Origin of the sequence: Methanobacterium sp., assembly GCF_038562635.1 — an archaeon.
Lineage (GTDB): Archaea > Methanobacteriota > Methanobacteria > Methanobacteriales > Methanobacteriaceae > Methanobacterium_D.
The window spans coordinates 618,416-641,102 of sequence record NZ_JBCFBO010000001.1 but is presented as its reverse complement, the minus strand read 5'-3'; the positions used below and the strand labels follow the sequence as shown (position 1 = coordinate 641,102).

Here is a 22,687-nt window from a genome sequence, read left to right as displayed (position 1 = left end):
TTTATAATACCATGGTTAATATGAGCTTTATTCTATTATCTATATGATGTGTCTTATTCCTATTATATGTCCACTAAAGTGGACAGCTTGAGGAAGGGCATCCTCCTGAATATTCGGAATCAACATTTAGATATTTCTTCTTGTTATCTTGGTATGAATTTAAATATAAAACCTGTTTTTTGCTTCCATATCGATACACTGTAATTCCCTTGCACTTAAGTTTGTAGGCCATTAACATAATTTCTTTCACGTCTTCTGGAGAAGCATTATTCGGTAAATTCACGGTTTTTGAAACCGCATTATCCACGTGTTTTTGAAATGCTGCCTGCATTTTAACGTGCCACTTGGGGCTTATTTCATGTGCGGTTTGGAATACTCTTTTAATACTTTCGCTAATTTCATCTATATTCTGTATGGATCCTTTTTTAGCAATTTCAGTCATTAATTCCTTGCTGTAAAATCCCTCTTTCTTTGCGGTACTTTCAAAGAGTTTATTGACCTCCAGCAGCTTTTCTCCTTCCATTACATCACGGATAAATGAAACAGCAAACAGCGGTTCGATTCCGCTGGTTGTATCTGCAATTATGCTTATGGTACCTGTAGGTGCAATAGTAGTCACTGTTGCATTTCTCATAGCTTGAAAACCTTTTTTATCATATATACTCCCTTTAAAATTGGGAAAAGAACCTCTTAATCTCCCCAGTTCAGCTGAAGCCTTTCTTGCATGGCATGTAATAAATTTCATTATTTCTTCAGCTGTATCAAGTGCATCCTGTGAATCATAGGGAATTTCAAGCATTATAAGCATTTCTGCAAATCCCATGATTCCCAAACCAATTTTCCTGTTTTTAAGGGTTTCTGTTTCTACTTTTGAAATTGGGAAGTTATTTACATCAATTACATTATCTAAGAAGTGTACAGCAGTTTCAACTACATTTTTTAACTTATTAAAATCAATTTTGCCAGATTTAACCATTTTTACCAGGTTTATGGAGCCTAAATTACATGATTCATAATTTAGAAGCGGCTGCTCGGCGCAGGGGTTGCTAGCTTCTATTATACCTGCATTAGGAATTGTATTTTTCCTGTTTATTTCATCGATAAATATAATTCCGGGATCTCCGCATTTCCATGCTGTATTTACTATGGTGTCAAACACTTTTCCTGCATTCAGCTTTTTAACATGTTTTCTATTTCTTGGATTTATAAGATCATATTCTTCATTATTTGCAGTGGCATTCATGAATTCATCATCAACAGCTACAGAAATGTTAAAATTAGTTAGAACATCTTCATGTTCTTTTGATGTAATAAATTCAATTATATCTGGATGTCTGATATCTAGTATTCCCATGTTTGCCCCTCTTCTCCTTCCACCCTGTTTTATAACTTCTGTGGCGACATCAAAAATTTTCATGAATGATGTGGGTCCAGATGCGACTCCTTTTGTTGATTTTACAACATCACCTTTAGGTCTTATCTTAGAAAATGAAAATCCAACTCCACCCCCTGACTTATGGATGAGTGCCATATGTTTTAATGCATTGAAGATTCCATTTATAGAATCTTCTATGTATATGACAAAACATGCAGAAAGCTGATTAATGGGAGTACCTGCATTCATCAAAGTTGGTGAATTTGGAAGAAACTCAAGCCCGGACATGGCACGGTAAAATTCTTTTTCTGTTTTATAAGTATCAGTATCATTATATAAATTATCTGCACATGCTACTGCTTTTGAAACTCTTTTAAACATTTTTTCTGGAGTTTCAATAATATTTCCATCTTCATCTTTAATTAAATATCTTTTTTGAAGCACCTTAAGTGCATTAAATGAAATTTTTAAATCATTTTTTGATTTGATTTAAGTGCCTCCTTAGGCGATTGAATACATTAATAATATATTGATTTTCAATAATATTGTCTTTTCTATAATTGAACTTTTAGTTAAGTGTAGAAATAAGTTGTAGGGGATAATGCTTGGACTAATAAAACTAAAATTGGGTGAATTAAAAATTAACTCAAATAAATTAGATACTTTAAAAATAAATTAATTTTCTAATGAGTTACTCATCAGAATATTTTATGGAATAATTTTTAAGATAATTTTTTATATTTTTAATCTGTCTCAGGTATTCATCCACAGTATATTCAATAGATTCGTAGGGCGCGATTTTCAGGTCGCGTTCGTCTATTAATTTTCTTTTGTCACTGATTTTGTCTTTCATGGAGCGTTGTTTACTGTACAAGCCCATTACTTTTGAAGAATCTTTTATATCTTTTATTTTTTCCATATAATCTATTCTAATGGCCCTTATATCTATACGGATGTTGTGTCTTATCCTTTCTAAAATTTTTTCTATTTCTTCAAGTGCATCTAAAAGAATCAATGCTTCTTCTATATTTCCTGGAGATACAACTAGGCCTTCAATTCCAAGATCTTGAATTTGTTGTTGGTACACTTTGGGGCTTATCATAGTCTTGCCTATAGATATATTTTAATGGGATGTTAAGAAACATATATAAATAGATTTATCTATTATAAATATAGTTAATAAATCTAGTGTAATATTTGGAAGTATCAGTATCAATATCTTATTGAACTATGACTCATTAAATTTAAAAACAAGTGTGATCAATTTTAAAGTAAACTGCATTTTTAGAATGATATTTATTTCAAATTAAATCAGTATTGTACTTTTATCTCGATAATTTCTAGATATATTATTACCTAAAGATACAAAAGACAAATTTTAATGAATTGTAAAAAATAATTTAATATATAAATCAATGATTATGAATTAAAACCTGGAGGAATGTGCTTGACAGATGTACCAATTAAAGTTGAGAATATTGTAGCTTCTGCAACTCTTGGAAAATCAATTGAACTGCCTAAGGTAGCCCCGGCGCTAGAAGGTGTCGAATATAACCTGGAACAGTTCCCAGGACTTGTTTACAAGCTTAAAGAGCCTAAAACAGCAGCTCTTATATTTGGATCAGGAAAATTAGTATGTACTGGCGCGAAATCTATAGATGATTCAGTAAAAGCTATACATATTACTGTAGATAAAATGAGGAAACTTGATTCAGAAATACCTGAAGAATTTAATATTAAAGTACAGAACATAGTTGCTTCTGCAAATTTAGGAAAAACATTAAACCTTGAAGCAGTAGCATTAGATTTAGAAAATACAGAATACGAACCAGAACAATTTCCAGGTTTAGTTTACAGACTTGAAGACCCTAAAGTTGTATTATTACTGTTCGGTTCTGGAAAAGTAGTATGTACTGGTGCAAAAACCATAGACGATGCTCAGCTCGGCGTTGAAAAAACGAAAGAAAGACTGGGTGAACTGGATTTAATTTAAATCCTTAATTTGATTATATATCGGTGATCTTTTGATTAAACTAATAGCCTTTGATCTTGATAATGTCCTTATAGACAGTGAAGCCATAGACGAAATTGGCAAATTAATGGGAATTGAAGACAAAATAGCAGAAATAACAAAAAAAGCCATGGAAGGAGACCTGGATTTCGAAACATCAATCAAAGAGAGAGTTGCTTTACTTAAAGGCGCTTCAGTTGATGATATTAAAAAGGCAATCTATGACATTCCTCTAATGGAAGGAGCCAAAGAAACTATTGAAGTGCTTAAAGAAAGAGGATACAAAATTGCAACTATAACCGGTAGTTTTGAAGTCATCGCAAACCGTATGAAAGAGGAATTAAATCTTGATTACGCAGTTTCGAATACTTTACATGAAGAAAACGGTGTTTTAACTGGTGAAGTAAGCGGACCTCTTGTAAATGGTTCTAAAGCAGATGTATTAACTGATTTGATGAAAAAGGAAGACATATCTGCAGATGAATGTGCGGCGGTTGGTGATGGCGCAAATGATATTTCCATGCTTGAAATGGTCAAGCTAGGAATAGCTTTTAATGCAAAACCTGTTTTAAGGGAAATTGCAGATGTTGTAATTGAGAAAAAAGATTTAAAAGAATTGTTACCTCTATTTGAAGATAATATGGATAATAAAGATAGTGCGGAAATTTCAGAAACTCCTGTTAAGGAAGAAAGCTTTGATAAATTACTTGCTGAAAAGAGAGAGCATGAAAAGAAATTAAATGGACTCACTAAAGAACGTGATGAGTTAAACAGTGAAGCCCGATCTCAAAGGCAAGTAAGGGATGATTTAAACGCAAGTATTAAAGAAAATCTCAACAAAGCAATTGAGTTTAGAGATAAACGTGATAAAACTAACGTAGAAGTTAAAAAATACAAAACTCTAAGGGACCAGACCAATGAAAAACTCAAGAGCATGGAATGGGCGTCTGGAAAAAGAGATATAGTAAACATTGAAAAAGAAATTAAACGGCTTGATAAGACCATAGAAACAAAAGTTCTCGATATCAAGAAAGAGAACGAACTGGTTAAAAAGGTCACAGAGCTGCAAAAGAAACTTCAAACTATGCAGGAAGACGAAAAGATCCATAGTGAAGCAGTGGAGCTTAAAGAGCAGTCTGAAACATACCATGCTAAAGTTGTTGAACTTTCAGATGAGGCTCAGTCTACCCATGAACAGATGCTGGAATATTTCCAGAGAATAGACGGGATAAGGAAAAAAGCAGACGAAGCCCATAACACGTTTATTGAAACTAAAAACACTGCTTCCAAAAAACATGAGGAAGTAAGGGAAGTTTTAGGACACATTCGCAAGATAAATAAAAAACTTGATAAAGTCAGGTCTAAAAAGCGAAATAGAGAAAGTGAAGCTACCGCAAAAGAAAATATTAAAGAAAAAGCACATGCTGAAGAAATATATGAAAAGTTCAAAAGCGGTAAAAAGTTAAATAGAGATGAATTAATGCTTTTACAAAAGCATAATGTTATTTAACTAGCTTATTTTTTTTAATTTTCATTTTTAATTTATTTTACTTATTTAAAATTGAGTTAATTTGCCGTATAAATAAATCAGTTATTAAAATAGAAAATGGTTTTAATGGTTAATATCTTTTTAATATATTATAATTAGTTATTTTTACTATGGGAATGTTTTAAGGTTATGTAAATTAAAATCAGTTATTAAAATAGAAAATGGTTTTAATGGTTAATATCATCGTCTAAATTATCTTCTGGATAATCCGCCAGGTATTCTTTTGGTGATGGTTCAATATCAACCGTTCGCGGATTTCTCCCCATTTCAAGTATAAATTTATTTACACGTTCTATCATGTTTATATACTCTTTCTTGGAGATTTTATATCCTTTAACCATTACATGCTCTGGCATTTTTCCATGTGTCTTTTTATAATCCAGTATAAAACTGACCATTTCCCTGTACTGTTTGAGGTTGAGTCTTTCCATTTGATTTCCTCTATTAAATTGAGTGCGACGTGATCATACCATATCTGTAATCGTTCATGCTGTCATGTAAAATTTTCCAGTTTTTTACACTCCAACATGAACTTTTTTAAGTTATGTATGGTCAGATAGTTAAGATTGGTTTTATACACTATTAAGGTTTTAGTTTCGTGAGCTAACTATTGCCTGCTACGGCTTTATATTAAACCATTCCCTTTGGAGGGTCTTGAATTTCTACAGTGGCATCTGGATTAAATGGATTTGTCCTTATAGCAAGCGAGAAAAGATAAGGATAGTTTTCCATGAGATGTTCCATGTACTGCAGCCATTCATAAACCAGTAAACTGTATGCTCTTTCTGTATCTCCTGCAAGATGTTGATAATCTGCTTTAGGGAGATTTGTTAGATCAGTTCTATTTTCAAGTTCTTCAGTTAAATGAAACACTGCCCATAACAGGTCTGTAAATGAATCATGTTCCAGTAAGTTAGGATTTGCCAAAAGGCGCAGCATAAACTCCCTGTTTTTAACAAGAAATACTTTTAACTCCTGAAAGTAGTGTATGGAATTGGGGTTGTTCTCTCCAATATACACATGGAAATTGTAATTTTTAATTCTGTTACTTGCATCTAAAAAATCTTTTTTAGTCCATTCATCAGTCATAATCAACTTTTTCCTTATCTTTTCAGTTTTAGAGTCAAATTCTGAAATTCCCGCCAGTAACTCAGTTCCAACTTCACTGAAAAAGGACCCTATGACCATGTTCATTTTTTGAAGTAGATTTCTTTTTTCCCTTTCACCTATTATCCATTCTAAAACAAGAACGATAATAAGGGCCTCTATAGGAATAAACGCTAAATCTATATCTAGATAGAACAAAGTGTCGTGTAAATCTTTGAAAAGTAAGAAATTAGTAATATAAAGAATTGCAGCCAGTATAATTAAAATTAGACCTAAACGGACTCTCCAGTTGTTCAGATATTTCCGTATTTCCATAGTTATCCCCTTCAATTTTTTTGGCCAGTAACAATATTTATAGGGTTCCTTGCAAGCATCATAGTTCCTCTTTTCATGATACGTCCCTTTGAAATAGATACATCAACTATATCAATATCCATCTGGAGTTTTTCCATTGTTTGAACAGCTTCAACAGGGGTTTCGAGTAAAATTGAGGTAACTATTATTTTTCCATTTTGTGTGAGTTTCTGGTAGCCTTCCTCTATTAAAAGAGGTAAATCTCCACCACTCCCTCCAATCATCAAAATATCAAAGGTTTCAATGTCTCTTAAGGCTTCAAGGGCATCACTATGGATAAGCTGTACTTTTTTATCCAGTTTATGCTTTTTAAGGTTTTTTTCTGTTGTATTTAGCGCATCTAAATTTTTATCCACTGCATAAACAAGACGTGACCTTTTAGCAAATTCTAAAGTCAACCCTCCTGTTCCACAGCCTATATCAACTACAATATCCTCTGGCGATACCTTTGATTTGCACATAACAAGGCATCTTATTTCTTCTTTGGTTGGTCCAGGTACATCTTTGTGAGTTATAAATTCATCATCTGAAATCATATGAATCATTAAAAATTTTGATTAGTTATGGGTTGTCATTATGCCATCGTTTAAACATGTGATTATCAATTTCCAGGACATCTAAGATTTTTCCAACAACAAAATTGCATAGATCATCAATATTTTCTGGATTATGATAAAAACCAGGCATAGCTGGGAGGATTATACCTCCTTCCCTGCTTATTTTAAGCATATTTTCAAGGTGAACTGATCTAAGGGGCGTTTCACGAGGTACGATTACTAATTTTCTTCTTTCTTTAAGTACCACATCTGCAGATCTTGTTATGGCATTATTCGCGTATCCATTTGCTATTGCAGAAATTGTCTTCATTGTACATGGAGCTATGACCATAGAATTGAATCTAAACGACCCGCTGTTAATAGAAGCTGTAAGATCCTTTGGATCATAAATTATGTCTGTTAATTCTTTTAATTCTTCTTCTTCCATATTAAGTTCATATTTAAGGATTATTTTGGCAGGATCGGTTATTACAAGAGCGGTATCTATATCTAGTTCCTTTAATACTTCAAGAAGCCGTACTCCGTAAATCACACCACTTGCACCTGTAATAGCAACTACAATCATAATTATCACATATTTATATTTTGTATATAATTTATAATCAAATTTTTTAATTAGCTAATTTTAAACAGTTAAATATTTAATTTGAATATTATAAGTATAATAAGTTATTTTATTTCTTTTAATTAATTTATAACCAATCTTTAATATTTTTTTGCATTGTAAGCTCTAAATAATCCTCAAATGGGAATTCTGAAGCTTTTTCTGCATATTCATCTGGAACATATATGCAGATATCTGCGTAATTAAATCTCATATTTTTAAGGGCGCTTACTAAATTTGATATTTCATTTAATTTTACGCATTCATTCCCAACAGACACTTGGGTTCTCATTTCATTAAAGAAGGGGTATTCTGGGATATCGATTATTGTATACTCAGAATGTGAACCTAAATCTGCGGCGATTTCAAGTTCAATTTTTTTGAGCTTCTTATCTTTGATCTTGAAAACATCCTTTGGTTCTTCTAAATCACTGAGTTTTATGGTAAATACTCTTTTAAACAAATTTCGGTTATCTAACCTGTTAATTATGTCTTTAATTTGACCATCATGAGATCTTGCAATTGTGGTAATGTCTGCATCATCATATTTGTAAATGGTATTTGAATTAACTAAATCTGCTTCAAACATCCATTTTATGCATCTTCGAAACATTGAATTTATTATTCTTGTGGTGTGGTGCTGATAGACACTGGGATACATTAAGTATCTTGCAATGAGAGCGGATTCAGCGGCTTGAATGCCTTTTACTCCGATAACTAAGCTATCTTCAAGTTTCATTGAAGATACAAGTCTTTCAACGTCGATCATCCCATAAGCAACACCCGTATAATAAGAATCTCTTACAAGATAATCCATTCTATCTGCATCAAGCTCACTGCTTATTATATGTCCCAAAGGCCCTTTTCCATGTATTATATTGATTATTTCTTTGGGATCGAACATTTCAGACAGAATATCTGAAATTTCTGATTCTTTAATAACTTTAGATGTTTGATATTCGTGGGGAGTATCAAGAACACCTTCTGATACATGTGAAAATGGGCCGTGTCCTATATCATGCAGAAGTGCACAAGATCGGATCATTTTTTTGGTATGTTCATCTAGCCCAACGCTGTCTGCAATTTTGGATGCAACGTGCATTGTCCCGATGGAATGCTCAAAACGAGAGTGGTTTGCACCGGGATAAACAAGGTAAGTAAATCCTAACTGTTTAATTCGTCTTAAACGCTGGATTTGAGGAGTATCTACCAGTTTAATCTCGAATTCGTCAAGATAAAGGTTTCCATGGACACTATCCCTTATATTTTTCAAATTTAATTTCTCCTTTATAACTAATCCGTGCGTTTAAATCAGTTATTTCTGTAATGGACTAATGATAAACTGTTGAGCTTATCCTCCGGACATAATAATGTTTTTTCCTTCATCAGTAAATTCTTCTTTTTTAAATTCAAGATCATGTTTTATACGCTCTATTGATTCTTTAAGAGCATCTACTGTTTCGCCTCTGTGTGCTCCAGCTACAACTACAAGTAAAAGAGAGTCCCCCGTGTAAAATTCCCCAACATAGTGTACTGCGGCTATTTCTGCCACTCCATGTTTATTTTTAACCTCTTCTATGATTTCTTTAAGTTCCTTTTCGGTTTTTTGAATATCAGGGGTACTTAAATTCAACTTTTTAACTTTAGTTTCATTTTCTTTGCCCCTTACTATACCTTCAAAGGAAAATACTGCTCCACATTCATCGATTTTAGGATTCTTTTTAACCTGATTTATAAGGTCGGGAATTGTAATTAATTCTTCATCTTTTTTGATAACCCTTACATTTAGAGCCATGTGATCACCATAAATTCTTAAATTTTTTGTATTAATTCTGAAGTTTCTTTTTTAGATAGATGTTTCATTCTTGAAATTCCATCAATTTCTTTAATAACATTTACAACTGATTTGGGAACAAGTGATTCCCAATCTTCATCTAGAAGTATCCTTCTTCTAACTTCTGTTCCAGAATAAGTTTCACGATTAAACAGTGGTGGTTCTGTGACCTTGTTTTCTGCTTCAATAAAAAGTCGTTGAACCAGCGGATTACCTGAATATATGTATTTGAATGGGGGTGTTAACATTTTAACATGGGCCACCCAGGTAGAATTGCAAGCTACATCCTGTATGGGTATAATATAATATTTTGATGCATGAATGCCGTTTTCACTAAGGGCCTTTGTAAGCATCATCACCCTTTCACCTGCAGTAAATGGATCTTTTAGGGTATGGCTCAGCTGAGCACTTCCAATACCTATTATGACTTCATCAACTTCTTTGAGAATGCTTTTTATAACTTGAAGATGTCCATTATGGACTGGCTGCATTCTTCCAACAAGTAATCCTCTCAAATAATCACCTGTTTAATTAATCTGTTTTCATGTGCTTTAATATTTTGTTTATATACTGAAAAAATTCACTAGTTTTATTAAAAACTTTTATTATCTAAAACTTTGTTAAAATTCGTTATACACTTGCAAAGTATGTTAGAAAAAGTATTTTTGTATTACTAAAATAATTTAAAATAATGTTTATATAAAACTTATGAAATTTAATCTAGCTTGAAATAAAATTATTCATCAAATAGTGCATTTACAGCACACAACGTAACTTATTAAAGTTAGGTGACGGCTTTAGATTGAAATAGTTATATTCATTGTAAGATGGACACCAGTTTAATCTGGTGTCCTTACTTAACAATTTTAATTATATCATTTACATTTTTCCCATCGCTTTGCTTATATCTACAGGGGAATTGAATTGTTTATCAGGCATATTTTCTAAAACTTTCAAAACATCCTGATTAGCATGATTTTCTCTTGCTCTTTGAATTAAATCTTGCTTTTGTGCAGGAAAATGAGTCCCCTTTATGGATTTTTCAACCTGTGCTGGACTTACATTAAACCTTTTCTGTCGCTTTTGTGCCAAATTTTCACCTCCACGCATTGCTATCTCGTGATGAGATAACTTTAAACAGGTATCACTTAAATTAGTCATGGAATAATAAATTGGTTTGTTTAAAGGCGTTATAGTTTAAATTAGCAAGTATAAATTGAGATTAGCTTAAAACATATTTTCCCTATTTTCATTTTTGAAATTTGGAATTTAAGTACTTTACTACTTTTATATAAAAAAGTATTACAAAGCAGTTCAGCTTAAATTAGGATGTATAAATTAGCATAACAATTTAAATCACTTTGTTTAATATTAACTAAAGAAGTGATTTTACAGGTAATATTCTTTTGAGTTAAACTCCATGAAAGTTATTCAAAAGCCGTCGAAAAAAACAGGGATATACTCTTAAAGAGGATAAACAGCTTTGATCAATTTTTAAAGATTTAAATTTTTCTGAACATGTTAAGTCAATAAATTTTGGCTAAATATTAATTTATTTAAACAAGGTGTAAATGAATGATAAAGGTTGAAAACTTATCCAAGACATATAAAATAGAAAATGGTGGAGAAATCAAGGCATTAAATGATATAAATCTCAATGTTGAGGAAGGTGAGATTGTCGGGATAATTGGGATGAGCGGATCTGGAAAAACTAGTTTACTGCGAATTCTCAGGGGTGTAGAACCATTTGACAGTGGTAAAATAACACTTGATGGTATAGAAGTTTCTTCAGATTCAAGCCCGTACTATTTTGCAAAACTTAAAAACTCAACTGCAATTCATCTTCAAAGGTCATTTGGTTTATGGGGGGAAACAGCCCTTCAAAATGTTGTAAGGAAATTAGCCGGAGTTAAATATGGTGATGAGTCTTTACAGGATGTGGACGATGCGGTGGTTGAATTTGGAGATCAGGCAAAGGAAATTCTTGAGATTGTAGGTTTAGGCCATAAGATAAATCATTTTGCCCCTGTTTTAAGTGGTGGTGAAAAACAAAGACTTATAATGGCAAGACAGCTTGCAAAAAAGCCAAAAGTCTTATTGCTCGATGAACCGGCTACCATGTCATGTCCAAGGACAAAACAAGAAATTTTAGATGCTATAAAAAATATAAATAAAGAGTTAGGTGTTACAATAGTTCTCGTGTCTCACCTTCCAGAGGTTCACAGATACCTTTCAGATAGACTAGTTTTAATAGAAAACGGTGAAATCATTGATGAAGGTTCTACTGAGAAAATAATTACCAAATTTATGGGGCCAATGGAACCTGCTGAACCATTAGCAGGCCATGAGAATATAGGCGACCCCATAATAAAAGTAAATGATTTAAATAAGAGATTTTTCCTTTTAAAAGGTGGAAATACTCTTCAAATTAAAGATATAAAATTTGATATTAAAAAAGGTGAAATTGTATCTTTAATAGGACCAAGTGGAGCTGGGAAAACAGTTTTGCTTCGAATGGTAGCGGGGCTTGATGCTCCAGATTCTGGATCTATTCTCTTTAAATTGAATGATAACTGGGTAGATATGCAAGATCTGGGATTGGAAAGAATGAATGTAAGGCGGAAATTAGGGTTTATGCATCAGGAATTTGCCCTTACTCATTATGCAACAATCAAGGATCAAATTGCGTCACGTCTTGGAGTTAAAGATGAACATGTTATATCAAAGGCACGTAAAACAGCTGAAGAACTTGGTATCAGCGATAAAATCCTTGATGTTCTTTACCAGCTTACTGATCTTCCAGAACATGAAGCTAAAGCAAGACTGGAAAAAATTGAGCTTAAACCTGATATTTTAGACCTTCTATTTCCAAAATTCCCAGATACAGAGGTTAGAAAATATGCTGAACCTATTTTTGAAGCGCTTGATTTGCCCCTTGATATTTTGGACAGGTGTTCCTATGAGCTTTCTGGAGGTCAAAAGGTTAGAGCCACTTTAGCTTTAGTGTTAACATCTAAACCTGAGGTTTTAATCCTGGATGAACCATTTGGAGATCTTGATCCTATCACGCTGAGAATAGTATCAAATTCGCTTAAAAGGATAAATAAAAAATTTAACACAACTATTTTGATGGTAAGCCACCATGTAGACTTTATTAGAGAAGTTACAACCAGGGCTATAATGATTGATAATGGAATAATTGTAGGTGATGGTGATCCTCAAAAACTATGTGATGAATTCATTAAAACATGTAAAGCTGATTATTTGGTGGAATAATTGCTAAATATGGGATTTAGGTAAATGTTGCAGTATTTGTTAAATCTCTTAAAAAAACTGAACATGAATAACTGTGCTTTTGCACACGATCATAAGTAATCAATATATAAATAATCCAAAATTAAGACTAATATTGCCTAAAATACCATATGTGGACATTTACAGAATGTCCCGATCTTATTTTTTTTAAAAACAGTGCAAACTTCTAGTATAGTCGGTACCTTGCGACGCAAGTATTTTTTTAAAGTACTTTTCTACCTAAAGTTAATATCCTCTGGTTATTCTCATGGAATTTTTCTATAATTTTATTTACATTATCTAATAAGAATTTAATTTCAACAATATTTTTGGAGATAGTCAATTCTTTAAAGGTCATTTGTATTGAATTATCAGATATAGAAAAATTATTTCCTTGATTTGATATTTTGTATATGTGGCGTCCTTCCTGTATTTCAATGGAATCATTTTGAAATGTGATACCAAATAATATACTTTCAAGTGATCCTAATCTGTTTTTAATCTTTTGTTCCAATACTCGGCGTTCATCTATTGTATCTTCATATTCTGGAAACTTAAATTCAATTCTTGTCTCAACTATTCCATCATTATCCATAAAATCAACTATCTCCTTATTCGGCTAATATATAATGAATTTATATATTTAATATATTAATATATTTTGTTATTATTATATGAAATGATATTTGAAAAGAGATAAAATGCCGCTGCAAACTGGTTAATAGTAAAACAACTATAATTTCGTTTTTTATTTTATATCTAAAATCTCAAAGTTACCCAGTGTATATTTTCTCGGTAAAATCAGATCAGACTACCTTTTATAGATTAATTATGTTTGAAAATAAGTTATCATATGCTCTTTTTTAAAATTGCATGTTTATTTGGATATAACCAAGTTAGTAGCTGTAGATCTATTAAATTAAAACATTCTTATAATTACTACAAAGATGTAGCATCTGTTATATGTGAAATTATTTTAACATAATCCTCTTATGACTTGGACTTAGGTAATTGCAAATTATCTAAATATTTAATGCAAAATAATAAATCATTTGACTTATAAAATATAGATCATAACGAATAGCAGTGATTAACCATTAAATAAGAAATTTTTATTTAAGTAATATATTAAAAGGTGATTGAATGAGCTTTGAAGAAATAGGCACGGAAAATGCGTATAAAGTATTAGCACCTCGTCCTACAATTATTGTAACAACCATAAATAAGAAAGGTGAAGTAAATGCTGCTCCATTTTCTTTTACAATGCCAGTTTCAATGGATCCTCCATTAATTGCTTTTGCATCAGTTGCAAGCCATCATACCTATAAAAATATAGTGGAAGTTGATGAGTTTGTGGTAAATATTCCAAAGGAAGATATCTTAAATAAATTATGGATAACTGGTGAAAAGTTCCCATACGGTGTAAATGAAATAGAAAAGGCAGGTCTTACTTCAAAACCATCTAAAAAAGTTTCACCACCTGGAATCGAGGAGTGCGTCGCATATATTGAGTGTAAAGTGCACTGGATTAAAAATGCTGGAGATCATAATATTATCGTGGGAGAAGTCCTAAATGTCAGCGCTAAGGAAGATTCCTTAAAAGATGGTAATTTAGACGTTGAAAAGATAAAACCAGTTTTACATGTTGGTGGAGTGAATTTTGTAGTTGGAGATCACCTCAAGAAAGTTGAATAGTATTTTTACAGGTTAACCTGAATTATCTCGATTGTGTAAGGAGTGTATTAAATGTTTAAAACAATATTGGTTCCAACAGACGGTTCTGAATATGCCGGAAGGGCTGAAGATATAGCAATTTCTATGGCAAATAAGTATAATGCAAGAATAGTTGGGGTCTATGTGATTGATGAAAAGCTTATTTATCCCTATGATGTTCTTGAAGATGAAGGTAAAACAATATTAAAAAAATTAAGCGAAAAAGCTAAAAAAGAAGACGTAGTTGTTGATGAAATCCTCGTATTTGGAGATCCGCGTAAGGATATACCTACTATAACTCGAAGGATGGAAGCAGACATTGTTGTTATTGGAACCCACGGAAAAAAGGGTTTAGAAAAGCTAATACTTGGCAGCGTAGCTGAAAGTATTTTAAAATCTGTAGAAGCGCCTGTAATGCTTGTTAAATAATTAATTTGTTTATAATTATTTTTTTTAATTTTTAAGGTATTTTTTTATATTATTTTGATGTTTCAAATAATAGAATATGAGATTATAGAGGTTAAATGTGGATTAGGTCTGTAATAATATATTTTTGTGACTACCAATTGAATAGGGGATAGTGAAACTAGGAGATTGGAATATACGATAATGTAGTTTTTGCGGCCCATAATCTCTTGTAAAATTAGTGAGACCCTGAGATTATGGAGCCTGCAAAAAACTTTGATAAAAGTTTTTTGCGGATATTGATCTTATATTGTGGGTAATGAGATTATATGGCCTGAAGAAGTTTGTTTTTCGTGGATTCTAAGTGGGTATTGGTGGAAGTTGTAGGATTGTGGGGATTGTGAAGCCTGTGAAAAATGTATTTTTGTGCTTATGATTTCATGTTATTGATAATGAGATTATGGAGCCTGCGAAAACGTAGTTTTCGCGGCTACCAATCGAATATTAGATCTGTGATCAATGAGATTGTGAAGCCGTGAGGCTTCCAATCGAATATTGGTGAAGACTATGAGATTGTGGAGTTTGCATCCGGAGTACCTTGATACTAAAGGCCTTGTCGCACTTTGGAGAGAAGGAATAATGGCCCGTAATGTTCTTAATGGAAAAACTGAAGGTTACAAACATCATCCTCAACTTGAAAGGTTTAAAAAACAAGATGATCCGGTACTCGCCATTGATACTTACTTATTACATGTTTACAATGAATCTAAAAGAAGAAATTATAATTTTAAGAGGGATAGAATTGGAATTAAGTTTGTAAATTCTAAAATTGAAGTAACTGATGGACAAATGCTTTATGAGTTTAAACATTTAAAAAGAAAGCTCAAAATAAGGGATCCTGAAAGATATGATATATTGGTGAATTTAGATTTTCCCCGGTCAAATCCAATTTTTAAAGTAGTGCCGGGAGATATAGAATCGTGGGAAAGACCATATTGACATTTAATTTATCAGCTTGTGCAGTACATCCTGAAAACCATTAAAACTTAATTAAGTCCTTTTTAAACAAAATTTAGATGGTCAATGCCCTTTATAATGAATTTAATTTCTTAAAAATGAGTAAATAATTAAATTTGGAAGATTTATAAATATTAAAAAACAAAAATAAAGTATAAAAATTAAAATTAAGTTTTTTAGGATGTATAAAAGGGGGATTTAATCAATGAAATATAAATGTAAAGTCTGTGGGTATATCTATGATCCAGAAGTAGGTGAACCTAGAACAGGAACACCTCCAGGTACAGCATTTGATAATTTACCGGAGCTGTGGCGCTGTCCAAAATGTGGGGCAGGTAAAATTCGTTTTATGATGATAAGGTAGCAGTTAGAAAGATTTAAAAGGTTGATTCAATGGCAAGCAGATATAAATGTAATGTATGCGGTTATATATACGACCCTGAAAAGGGTGAACCTAAAACAAAAACAGATCCTGGTACGGCATTTGATGACTTACCTGATTTATGGCGTTGTCCTAGCTGTGGGGCAGGTAAGATTCGATTTGTTAAAATCAGGTAACTTACGAAAAATTTAAAATAAATAAAGCTCATATTTAAATCGTTTAAGTACTTCTATTATTAACAAACCTTTTGGAGGCTGAAAAATGAAAAAATATATATGTACAGCGTGTGGTTACATATACGACCCCGAAGAAGGCGATTCCATATCTGGAATAGATGCGGGTACTCCTTTTGAAGATTTACCTGATGACTGGCTTTGCCCAATGTGTGGAGTCGGAAAAGATCAATTTGAACCTGTTGATTAAGATGGCATCCCGAGTACTAAAATCTGGAATATATGCAGTGGGTGCTATAGATTGGGACAGGAGGATATTTGATGAAATTATCTCTCTTCCAGAAGGTACAACATATAATTCCTATTTAATACAGGGAAGCGAAAAAACAGCGTTATTAGATACAGTGGATCCCACTAAAATAGGGGAATTAGTAAGTAATCTCCATGAACTTAATGTGAACATTGATTACATAATATCACATCATGCTGAACAGGACCATTCTGGGTCAATACCGGGAATTCTCGAAATTTATCCAGATGCAGACATTATAACCAACCCAAAATGCAAAGAAATGCTTAAAGACTTACTTTTAATTCCTGATGAGAAATTTATAACTATTGAGGATGGAGAGACCCTTTCACTTGGAGATAAAACCCTTAAATTTATTTATACTCCGTGGGTGCACTGGCCTGAAACTATGTCCACATATCTTGAGGAAGATAAAATCTTATTTTCATGTGATTTCTTTGGTTCACATCTTGCAGAGAGTAATCCATTTGTAACTGATGAGGCTCGAACATATATAGCTGCAAAGAGATATTATGCAGAGATAATGATGCCTTTTAGGGTGTTTATCCAGAAGAACATGGAAAAACTTAAGGATATTCCTATTGAGATAGTGGCACCAAGTCATGGGCCGGTTTATAAAAAACCAGAACTTATTTTTGAAGCTTATAAAAAATGGATATCTGATGAAACTAAAAATGAGGTGGTCATACCATATGTATCTATGCATGGCAGCACAAAGGAAATAGTGTACTATTTAATGGATATACTGGTTAAAAAGGGCATAACTGTCAAACCATTTAATTTAACATCTTCTGATGTTGGACAATTAGCTACATCTCTTGTAGATGCATCAACGCTCATAATTGCCACTCCGACTGTTTTAACTGGCCCACATCCAAGTGCAGTTTATGCTGCATATCTTGCAAATGCACTGCGGCCTAAGTTAAAATTTGTATCTATAATAGGCTCTTATGGATGGGGTGGAAGAACAGTTGAACTACTTAAAGGAACTTTAACCAATATAAGGGCGGAAATCATTGATCCTGTTATTGTCAAGGGATTTCCAAAGGAAGAGGACTTCAAAAAAATAGATGCACTTGCAGAAGAAATTATTAAAAAACATAAAGAGAAGGGTTTATTATAAATTCTAGTATTGGAGTGATGGAATGATTAAAGAAAATGTTTTGAATGCTTTAAATTATCAATTGAATGCTGAACTTTACTCGGCATATCTTTATTTATCAATGGGAGCATATTTTGAGTCTATTGAACTGGCTGGTTTTGGAAACTGGATGAGGGTTCAGGCACAGGAAGAAATGACCCATGCAATGAAATTCTATGATTACATTGTACAGAGAGGGGAAAGAGTAGTCTTATCTTCTATAGAAGAACCTCCAGCTGAATGGGAATCTCCTCAAGCAGCATTTGAACATGTTTACAAACATGAACAGAAAGTTACAGGTTTAATAAATGCGTTGGTAGACTTAGCAATGTCTGAAAGTGATCATGCGACAAATAACTTCCTGCAGTGGTTTGTGGCAGAACAGGTTGAAGAAGAAGAATCAGCCAATGCTGTACTTCAAAAAGTTAAACTCACAGGTGAATCTGCAAGCAGTTTATTCATGCTTGATAGTGAACTTGGACAGAGGGTATTCACGCCTCCTGCAACAACTAAAGGGTAGTATTTTTTCATATTTTCTTTTTCAGTTTGATTTTTTAAAAAAAATTTTTAAATACATTTTATTATTTTAAGTGCAGGGAATCTTTATTTTTAAGTTTATTCTCTTTAAATTTAGCTGTAATGGAATTATAATCTTTAAATTTAAATTAATGTATCTTATTTATGGATTTTTGGACATATTCCTTTGAAATTTTCCTATTAACATTAAATCTTTACATTATTCTCCTAATAAAAGCGAAATCATTATTTAACATAAATAATAAAATAATAATGTTAAATATCTGTTAAATAAGAGGGTCAAAAATGGGACATAAAGTAAAAATATATGAGGTACGGAAAACCAAAAAAACCGACGAAGCTGGAGGAATGCCGCTTATTGGTGATCCATTTCCAAAAATTAAGGATGTTAAAACAACTCAAGGTATAATAAAACTTCCAAAAGAGTATAAAGGTAAATGGTTTGTCCTTTTCAGCCATCCTGCTGACTTTACACCTGTTTGTACCACTGAATTTTTAGAATTTCAAAGGCATTATATCGATTTTAAATTACTGAACTGTGAACTAATTGGGCTCAGTGTTGATCAGGTTACTTCGCACCTTAAATGGATAGAATGGATCAAAGAAAATTTCAATATCAGAATTGAATTTCCAGTAATTGCCGATAACGGGGACATTGCAAGTAAACTTGGTTTAATTCACCCTGCAAAGGGAACAAATACAGTAAGGGCTGTTATAATAGTTGATCCAGAGGGAATAATAAGGGCAATGATTTATTATCCTCAAGAGCTTGGAAGAAATCTCAGCGAGATAGTGCGGGCAGTAGAAGGACTTAGAATTGCAGACGATGAGAAAGTAGCAATTCCTGCTGACTGGCCACTAAACAGAAGATTTGGAAGCAATGTGATAATTCCACCACCACAAAGTCAGGAAGAAATTATCGAAAGAAAACAGAATGTAGAAGCCGGAGAATATGCATGTATTGACTGGTGGTTGTGCCACAAACCATGGTTTAAAAAGTATAAAACTTCAGAATGGAAAGAGTTATAGTTAAAAGGAGGTTGAAAAAATCTCAATCTTCGATTGAGATTTTTGAACCCCAAAAATTTTTTACAAAAATTTTGGAGGTATTTTATAATGGCAAAAGGATTTTATGAATTACCTGAATTAGATTATGGATATAAAGATTTAGAACCACATATTTCTGAACAACAGCTTAAAATACACCATCAAAAACATCATCAAGCCTATGTAGATGCTGCAAATGCTATTTTAAAGCTATATGATGAGTCAAGAGAAAAAGGCGCAGATTTTGATGTTAAAGCTAAAGCAAAGGAACTTGCATTCAATGTAGGTGGGTACCAGCTCCATACGCTATTCTGGAAGAATATGGGACCTGCTGATAAAAATGGCGGCGAACCAACTGGTACAATAGCTGAATACATAAAAAAAGATTTTGGTAGTTTTGAAAGGTTCAAAAAAGAGTTTTCACAGGCGGCTATAAGTACAGAAGGTTCTGGATGGGCTGTTGTTACATTATGTAAAAATACTGACAGGCTTTTTATATTGCAGCTTGAAAAACACAGTGTAAATACTGCCCCTAGATGGCCTCCACTTATGGTGCTTGATGTGTGGGAACATGCGTACTATTTGGACTACAAAAATGTAAGGCCGGACTTTGTAGAAGCGTTCTGGAACATAGTAAACTGGGATGAGGTCAACACTCGAGTTGATGCCTGGTTAAAAGGTTAAACTCTTTAAATTTTTCTTTTTTATTAAATATTTAAAAACATCTTTTTTTAGTTAGAATTATTTTACAAAAATTAATCCGTCTTTATACTTGTCTTATATAAAAATTAAAAGATTATAAAGAATTAAAAAGGTGTATAATTCTATAAGACATATATTCCAATGCTTCCGGAGGCGGTAAGCATTTTTTTATATATTTTGGGCAAAGGGAAAATCAGTAATCGGTTAGGCGGTAAAAATTACGTGATTAGAATACCCTTTGCCGATCTATTGTTTAGTGATGCATTAGTTAATAAGCCTTTCGGATTTATTTATGTATAAATAGATTCCTGAAAGTGTAAAAATTAAAGAAAATACTAATAGTATTTATTGTGCATTATAAATTATTATATATCCTTAAAATTTAAAATAGATATTTTTAATACAAATATTTTTAATTTTATTTTTATAAATTAGATTAATATATTCATATAATAATTATATGCATTTTAAATAGAATTAACGTGATAAAAATTGATAGCAGGTTTAGTGGAGCTCTCAAATAAATTATGTGTTTAATTCCTTAAATTTAGATATCTTCTGGGATTGCAGTTGCTACAAATAAATACATAAGTTATAAAAATAGATTTTAACTAAAGTTTATATTACAATTTTATCTAATGATTGGCAGGGAGATAAATGATCTGGAATAAAGAAGCAGAGTGCATGTCAGAAAATGATAAAGAAGCACTACAACTTAAAAGACTACAAGCCGTTGTAAAAAGAGCATATGAAAATGTTCCATATTACAGGAAGCGTTTTGATGAAGCAGGTGTTAAGCCAGAAGATATTAAAACTCTTAAAGATATTGAAAAACTTCCATTTACCACAAAAACTGATTTGAGGGATGCTTATCCATTTGGAATGTTTGCAGTTCCTGAAGATGAGATAGTGGAAGTGCATACCACATCTGGGACAACAGGAAAACCGACAGTTTCAGGATACACAGTAAAAGATCTTGATATCTGGGGAGAGGTTATTGCACGGGCCTTAGGAATGGCAGGGGCCGGAAAAAAGGATATAATCCAGAATGCTTATGGTTATGGGCTTTTTACGGGAGGAATGGGCGTACATTATGGTGCACAAAAAATAGGTGCCACCGTAGTACCTATTTCTGCTGGAAATACCATGAGACAGCTTGAAATTATGGAAGATTTTGGATCAACTGTACTAACATGTACGCCGTCATATGCACTTTATCTGGGTGAAATGGCTGAAAGAGAAGGGATCAGCAAAGAATCAATAAAATTGAAAGCAGGAGTATTTGGGGCCGAAATGTGGACTGAAGAAATGCGGAATGAAATAGAAAAGAGGCTTAATCTTACTGCACTTAATATTTACGGGTTGACTGAGGTAATTGGCCCGGGGGTGGCTATGGAATGTGATGATAAAAGGGGTTTGCATATATCTGATGACCATTTCTACCCTGAGATTGTTGATTCTAAAACACTTAAAACATTGCCTGAAGGAGAGAAAGGAGAGCTTGTCTTAACAACATTAACAAGGGAGGGCATGCCTGTAATCCGTTTCCGTACAAAGGATGTTACAGCTTTAAGAAAAGGAAAATGTTCCTGTGGAAGGACACTTATCAAAATGGATAGAATCACAGGACGTACCGACGACATGCTTAAAATTAGGGGAGTAATTGTATTCCCATCACAGATTGAAAAGGCGCTGCTTAAGATTGAAGATCTTGAACCGCACTACCAGATTGTGGTTACAAGGCCGCAGCACCTGGATGAACTTGAAGTTCAGGTTGAAACGTCTGAAAAGTTCTTCTCAGATGAAGTAAAACATGTGGAAGAAGTTAAAAAGATGATAGAGGACCGTATCCACAGTGAAATCGGGCTTAGAGTTAATGTGACTCTTGTTGAACCACAATCACTTCCAAGAAGCGAAGGTAAAGCTGTTAGGGTTATTGATAAAAGGGAAATTTAAATAGAAATCATACAAGGTGGCGAAGATGAAATTAAAACAGGTATCTATATTTTTAGAAAATAAAAAAGGGAGACTATGGAACGCGTTGAGTATCTTAAGAGAATCAGGGATGAATATACGTGCTCTCTCAATTGCAGATACATCTGAGTTTGGGATTTTAAGAATTATAGTCCCTGACCCTGAAAAAGCGAAAAAAGCACTTGAAGCTGGCAATTTTGTAGTTAAAATAACTGATGTAATTGCTGTAGAAGTTCCAGATTCTCCAGGTGGGCTTGAAGGAATTCTGGAAGTATTAAATAAATCGGATACTAACGTGGAATACATATATGCCTTTGTTGAAAAGAAAACAGAAAAAGCAGTAGTTGTACTGCGTACTGAAGATATCGATGAAGGTATTGCAGCTTTAAAAGAAGGTGGAGCTGCAGTTCTCTCACCTGAAGAAGTTTATGAATTGTAAAATAAATATATTTTATTTTACTTTTTTATTAATTTTAAAAGCTTAAACATTTGTTTTAAATTATTTAAAGTTCTTAATTTGAATATTGCTATTTTCATAGCCTATTTATTAATTTAGTAGGTGTAAAAATCACTTTTAAACTAAAATAATCGTTTTAAAGCC

26 protein-coding genes are annotated in these 22,687 nt (G+C 32.7%); 15 read left to right on the top strand and 11 right to left on the bottom strand.

The genetic code is table 11. The annotated features are described in order from the left end of the window. Positions 1-73 precede the first annotated feature (73 nt). Together AAGU07_RS03035 and AAGU07_RS03030 are read right to left on the bottom strand one after the other, a co-directional pair. Positions 74-1,840 carry an adenosylcobalamin-dependent ribonucleoside-diphosphate reductase gene (locus AAGU07_RS03035; protein ID WP_342459334.1) on the bottom strand — a complete coding sequence of 589 codons (1,767 nt, stop codon included), beginning with the start codon at positions 1,838-1,840 and terminating at the stop codon, positions 74-76. Between the two features lie 226 nt (positions 1,841-2,066). Beyond that, the gene (locus tag AAGU07_RS03030) at positions 2,067-2,477 is read right to left on the bottom strand and encodes a hypothetical protein (protein WP_342457742.1); all 411 of its coding nucleotides are present in this window, start codon (positions 2,475-2,477) and stop codon (positions 2,067-2,069) included. A 345-nt stretch (positions 2,478-2,822) separates the two neighbouring features. Here AAGU07_RS03030 and AAGU07_RS03025 point away from each other — a divergent pair, with 345 nt between their 5' ends. Both AAGU07_RS03025 and serB read left to right on the top strand, forming a co-directional pair. Beyond that, positions 2,823-3,368, top strand: coding sequence for a TATA-box-binding protein (locus tag AAGU07_RS03025; RefSeq protein ID WP_048081191.1), 546 nt, complete (start codon positions 2,823-2,825; stop codon positions 3,366-3,368). A 31-nt stretch (positions 3,369-3,399) separates the two neighbouring features. Next, positions 3,400-4,896 carry a phosphoserine phosphatase SerB gene (gene serB, locus AAGU07_RS03020; RefSeq protein ID WP_342457741.1) on the top strand — a complete coding sequence of 499 codons (1,497 nt, stop codon included), beginning with the start codon at positions 3,400-3,402 and terminating at the stop codon, positions 4,894-4,896. A gap of 206 nt (positions 4,897-5,102) precedes the next feature. Here serB and AAGU07_RS03015 read toward each other — a convergent pair whose 3' ends face one another. The 8 genes from AAGU07_RS03015 to AAGU07_RS02980 all read right to left on the bottom strand — a co-directional run bounded on the left by AAGU07_RS03015 (position 5,103) and on the right by AAGU07_RS02980 (position 10,483). Further along, on the bottom strand, positions 5,103-5,366 hold the full coding sequence (locus AAGU07_RS03015; protein WP_342457740.1) for a pseudomurein-binding repeat-containing protein: 264 nt from the start codon (positions 5,364-5,366) through the stop codon (positions 5,103-5,105). Positions 5,367-5,565: 199 nt separating this feature from the next. After that, positions 5,566-6,357, bottom strand: coding sequence for a hypothetical protein (locus AAGU07_RS03010; protein WP_342457739.1), 792 nt, complete (start codon positions 6,355-6,357; stop codon positions 5,566-5,568). A gap of 11 nt (positions 6,358-6,368) precedes the next feature. Next, positions 6,369-6,932, bottom strand: a complete 564-nt coding sequence (gene cbiT, locus AAGU07_RS03005) for a precorrin-6Y C5,15-methyltransferase (decarboxylating) subunit CbiT (RefSeq protein WP_342457738.1) — start codon at positions 6,930-6,932, stop codon at positions 6,369-6,371. Positions 6,933-6,957: 25 nt separating this feature from the next. Next, complete coding sequence (locus AAGU07_RS03000) at positions 6,958-7,518, bottom strand: UbiX family flavin prenyltransferase (RefSeq protein ID WP_342457737.1); 561 nt, start codon at positions 7,516-7,518, stop codon at positions 6,958-6,960. A 127-nt stretch (positions 7,519-7,645) separates the two neighbouring features. Beyond that, positions 7,646-8,830, bottom strand: coding sequence for an HD domain-containing protein (locus tag AAGU07_RS02995; protein WP_342457736.1), 1,185 nt, complete (start codon positions 8,828-8,830; stop codon positions 7,646-7,648). A 78-nt stretch (positions 8,831-8,908) separates the two neighbouring features. Then, positions 8,909-9,352, bottom strand: coding sequence for a molybdenum cofactor biosynthesis protein MoaE (locus tag AAGU07_RS02990; protein WP_342457735.1), 444 nt, complete (start codon positions 9,350-9,352; stop codon positions 8,909-8,911). 17 nt (positions 9,353-9,369) lie between these two features. Beyond that, on the bottom strand, positions 9,370-9,906 hold the full coding sequence (locus AAGU07_RS02985; protein ID WP_342457734.1) for a nicotinamide-nucleotide adenylyltransferase: 537 nt from the start codon (positions 9,904-9,906) through the stop codon (positions 9,370-9,372). Between the two features lie 364 nt (positions 9,907-10,270). After that, positions 10,271-10,483: a DUF2795 domain-containing protein gene (locus AAGU07_RS02980; RefSeq protein WP_169740444.1), complete on the bottom strand. Its 213-nt coding sequence runs from the start codon at positions 10,481-10,483 to the stop codon at positions 10,271-10,273. 483 nt (positions 10,484-10,966) lie between these two features. On the opposite strand from AAGU07_RS02980, the gene AAGU07_RS02975 reads away from it, so the two are divergent. Beyond that, positions 10,967-12,667: an ABC transporter ATP-binding protein gene (locus AAGU07_RS02975; RefSeq protein ID WP_342457733.1), complete on the top strand. Its 1,701-nt coding sequence runs from the start codon at positions 10,967-10,969 to the stop codon at positions 12,665-12,667. A gap of 241 nt (positions 12,668-12,908) precedes the next feature. On the opposite strand, the gene AAGU07_RS02970 is transcribed toward AAGU07_RS02975, so the two are convergent. Then, positions 12,909-13,280, bottom strand: a complete 372-nt coding sequence (locus AAGU07_RS02970; RefSeq protein WP_342457732.1) for a hypothetical protein — start codon at positions 13,278-13,280, stop codon at positions 12,909-12,911. Positions 13,281-13,828: 548 nt separating this feature from the next. On the opposite strand from AAGU07_RS02970, the gene AAGU07_RS02965 reads away from it, so the two are divergent. From AAGU07_RS02965 to AAGU07_RS02910, 12 genes are all read left to right on the top strand, one after another. Next, on the top strand, positions 13,829-14,380 hold the full coding sequence (locus AAGU07_RS02965) for a flavin reductase family protein (RefSeq protein WP_342457731.1): 552 nt from the start codon (positions 13,829-13,831) through the stop codon (positions 14,378-14,380). A 51-nt stretch (positions 14,381-14,431) separates the two neighbouring features. Continuing rightward, positions 14,432-14,827 (top strand): universal stress protein, encoded by a 396-nt coding sequence (locus AAGU07_RS02960; protein ID WP_048081178.1) that lies wholly within the window; start codon positions 14,432-14,434, stop codon positions 14,825-14,827. A 543-nt stretch (positions 14,828-15,370) separates the two neighbouring features. Continuing rightward, positions 15,371-15,802 (top strand): pyrimidine dimer DNA glycosylase/endonuclease V, encoded by a 432-nt coding sequence (locus tag AAGU07_RS02955; protein WP_342457730.1) that lies wholly within the window; start codon positions 15,371-15,373, stop codon positions 15,800-15,802. A gap of 223 nt (positions 15,803-16,025) precedes the next feature. Continuing rightward, positions 16,026-16,184, top strand: a complete 159-nt coding sequence (locus AAGU07_RS02950; protein WP_342457729.1) for a rubredoxin — start codon at positions 16,026-16,028, stop codon at positions 16,182-16,184. Between the two features lie 29 nt (positions 16,185-16,213). Further along, a complete protein-coding gene (locus AAGU07_RS02945) occupies positions 16,214-16,378 on the top strand; it encodes a rubredoxin (RefSeq protein WP_342457728.1) in 165 nt (54 codons plus the stop codon). Between the two features lie 85 nt (positions 16,379-16,463). Beyond that, positions 16,464-16,625, top strand: coding sequence for a rubredoxin (rd, locus tag AAGU07_RS02940; protein WP_069583753.1), 162 nt, complete (start codon positions 16,464-16,466; stop codon positions 16,623-16,625). Position 16,626: 1 nt separating this feature from the next. Further along, positions 16,627-17,808, top strand: coding sequence for an FprA family A-type flavoprotein (locus tag AAGU07_RS02935; protein ID WP_342457727.1), 1,182 nt, complete (start codon positions 16,627-16,629; stop codon positions 17,806-17,808). Positions 17,809-17,830: 22 nt separating this feature from the next. Next, the gene (locus AAGU07_RS02930; protein WP_342457726.1) at positions 17,831-18,346 is read left to right on the top strand and encodes a ferritin; all 516 of its coding nucleotides are present in this window, start codon (positions 17,831-17,833) and stop codon (positions 18,344-18,346) included. 302 nt (positions 18,347-18,648) lie between these two features. Continuing rightward, positions 18,649-19,392: a peroxiredoxin gene (locus tag AAGU07_RS02925; RefSeq protein WP_342457725.1), complete on the top strand. Its 744-nt coding sequence runs from the start codon at positions 18,649-18,651 to the stop codon at positions 19,390-19,392. An 87-nt stretch (positions 19,393-19,479) separates the two neighbouring features. Beyond that, entirely contained in the window at positions 19,480-20,094 is a 615-nt protein-coding gene (locus tag AAGU07_RS02920) for a superoxide dismutase (protein ID WP_342457724.1), read from the top strand. A 675-nt stretch (positions 20,095-20,769) separates the two neighbouring features. Beyond that, complete coding sequence (locus tag AAGU07_RS02915; protein WP_342457723.1) at positions 20,770-22,068, top strand: phenylacetate--CoA ligase; 1,299 nt, start codon at positions 20,770-20,772, stop codon at positions 22,066-22,068. Between the two features lie 25 nt (positions 22,069-22,093). Further along, complete coding sequence (locus AAGU07_RS02910; protein WP_342457722.1) at positions 22,094-22,525, top strand: ACT domain-containing protein; 432 nt, start codon at positions 22,094-22,096, stop codon at positions 22,523-22,525. Positions 22,526-22,687: the final 162 nt, after the last annotated feature.

What these genes read in the sequence shown, in the direction of transcription:
- AAGU07_RS03030 (WP_342457742.1), bottom strand. Translation starts at nt 2,477, where the DNA reads ATGATAAGCCCCAAAGTGTACCAACAACAAATTCAAGATCTTGGAATT.
- AAGU07_RS03015 (WP_342457740.1), bottom strand. Translation starts at nt 5,366, where the DNA reads ATGGAAAGACTCAACCTCAAACAGTACAGGGAAATGGTCAGTTTTATA.
- AAGU07_RS03010 (WP_342457739.1), bottom strand. Translation starts at nt 6,357, where the DNA reads ATGGAAATACGGAAATATCTGAACAACTGGAGAGTCCGTTTAGGTCTA.
- cbiT (WP_342457738.1), bottom strand. Translation starts at nt 6,932, where the DNA reads ATGATTTCAGATGATGAATTTATAACTCACAAAGATGTACCTGGACCA.
- AAGU07_RS03000 (WP_342457737.1), bottom strand. Translation starts at nt 7,518, where the DNA reads ATGATTGTAGTTGCTATTACAGGTGCAAGTGGTGTGATTTACGGAGTA.
- AAGU07_RS02990 (WP_342457735.1), bottom strand. Translation starts at nt 9,352, where the DNA reads ATGGCTCTAAATGTAAGGGTTATCAAAAAAGATGAAGAATTAATTACA.
- AAGU07_RS02975 (WP_342457733.1), top strand. Translation starts at nt 10,967, where the DNA reads ATGATAAAGGTTGAAAACTTATCCAAGACATATAAAATAGAAAATGGT.
- AAGU07_RS02970 (WP_342457732.1), bottom strand. Translation starts at nt 13,280, where the DNA reads ATGGATAATGATGGAATAGTTGAGACAAGAATTGAATTTAAGTTTCCA.
- AAGU07_RS02965 (WP_342457731.1), top strand. Translation starts at nt 13,829, where the DNA reads ATGAGCTTTGAAGAAATAGGCACGGAAAATGCGTATAAAGTATTAGCA.
- AAGU07_RS02960 (WP_048081178.1), top strand. Translation starts at nt 14,432, where the DNA reads ATGTTTAAAACAATATTGGTTCCAACAGACGGTTCTGAATATGCCGGA.
- AAGU07_RS02955 (WP_342457730.1), top strand. Translation starts at nt 15,371, where the DNA reads ATGAGATTGTGGAGTTTGCATCCGGAGTACCTTGATACTAAAGGCCTT.
- AAGU07_RS02950 (WP_342457729.1), top strand. Translation starts at nt 16,026, where the DNA reads ATGAAATATAAATGTAAAGTCTGTGGGTATATCTATGATCCAGAAGTA.
- AAGU07_RS02945 (WP_342457728.1), top strand. Translation starts at nt 16,214, where the DNA reads ATGGCAAGCAGATATAAATGTAATGTATGCGGTTATATATACGACCCT.
- rd (WP_069583753.1), top strand. Translation starts at nt 16,464, where the DNA reads ATGAAAAAATATATATGTACAGCGTGTGGTTACATATACGACCCCGAA.
- AAGU07_RS02935 (WP_342457727.1), top strand. Translation starts at nt 16,627, where the DNA reads ATGGCATCCCGAGTACTAAAATCTGGAATATATGCAGTGGGTGCTATA.
- AAGU07_RS02930 (WP_342457726.1), top strand. Translation starts at nt 17,831, where the DNA reads ATGATTAAAGAAAATGTTTTGAATGCTTTAAATTATCAATTGAATGCT.
- AAGU07_RS02925 (WP_342457725.1), top strand. Translation starts at nt 18,649, where the DNA reads ATGGGACATAAAGTAAAAATATATGAGGTACGGAAAACCAAAAAAACC.
- AAGU07_RS02920 (WP_342457724.1), top strand. Translation starts at nt 19,480, where the DNA reads ATGGCAAAAGGATTTTATGAATTACCTGAATTAGATTATGGATATAAA.
- AAGU07_RS02915 (WP_342457723.1), top strand. Translation starts at nt 20,770, where the DNA reads ATGATCTGGAATAAAGAAGCAGAGTGCATGTCAGAAAATGATAAAGAA.
- AAGU07_RS02910 (WP_342457722.1), top strand. Translation starts at nt 22,094, where the DNA reads ATGAAATTAAAACAGGTATCTATATTTTTAGAAAATAAAAAAGGGAGA.